At 82.3% G+C, this 991-nt stretch carries 1 pseudogene; it reads right to left on the reverse strand.

Annotated features, from left to right (window positions below):
• Positions 1–908 (reverse strand): annotated as a pseudogene (locus WCS02_RS20590) (hypothetical protein); the annotation flags it as partial.
• Positions 909–991 lie beyond the last annotated feature (83 nt).

Raw genomic sequence — 991 nt, forward strand, 5'->3', positions numbered from 1 at the left:
GGGGCGACCGCGACCGGCGGGGCGACCGGGGCCGGCGGAGCGACTGCGGCCGGGGGGGCGACCGGGGCCAGCGGGACGACCGGGGCCGGCGGAGCGAGCGGGGTCAGCGGGACGACCGGGGGGACCGGCGCCTCCGACGTGACCGGGACGACCGGGGCCTGGCGCGCGACGAGCGGGGCGCCGGAGCTCGCCGGGGCGACCGCGGGCACGAAGGGCGCGGACGCCTCGTCGTCGTGGGCCGCGGCAGGGACCGGCGTCGGAGCGCCGGCGATGACGACGACCGGCCCGGCGACCGACGGAGCCACGGGGGCAGCCGGCAGGTCCGGCCGTGCGACGACGGGCTCGCGGGCGTCGACCGGAGAGGTGACGGGAGCGGTCGGGGCGAGGGCGGGCAGGTCGGCGTCCTCGCGGCGGGCGCGGAAGGCCCCGAACAGGCCGGCGCGGCGCGGGGGGGCCGACGGGTCGTCCGTCCCGGGCAGGGACGAGCCGGCGGGCGCGGGCTCACCGGCGGGGGTCGGCTCGACGGTGGAGGCGCCCTCGACCGCCGCAGGGGCCCCAGGAGCAGCGGCGACCGGCGCGGCGGGGACCGCAGCGGGGTCACGGCGGGACCGGGTGGGCAGCGGCGAGGACCCGGGGGTCACGGTGGGCGTGAGCACCGCGGTCTCGTCGACGGTCGGCGCCACCGGGTGCACCGGCGTGGCAGCAGCAGCAGGCGCGACCGGAGCAGCCGCGACGACCGGGGCGACTGCAGCAGGGGCAGCAGGAGAAGCAGCTGCGGCCTGGCCGCGCCGGGGCAGCGCCGCACCACCGGGGGCCACGACGGGGGCCGCGACGTCGGGGGCTGCGTCGACCTCGGGTGCCTGGCCGGGCAGGGGGATGCTCGCGCCGAGCACCGGGGCCGGCAGCACGGGGACCACCGGACGGGTGGGGCCGGCAGGGGTCGACGGGGCAGCAGGGGCGGCCGGTCCGGCGACCGGCGCGCCGGCCGAAG

Source organism: Aquipuribacter hungaricus, assembly GCF_037860755.1.
Lineage (GTDB): Bacteria > Actinomycetota > Actinomycetes > Actinomycetales > JBBAYJ01 > Aquipuribacter > Aquipuribacter hungaricus.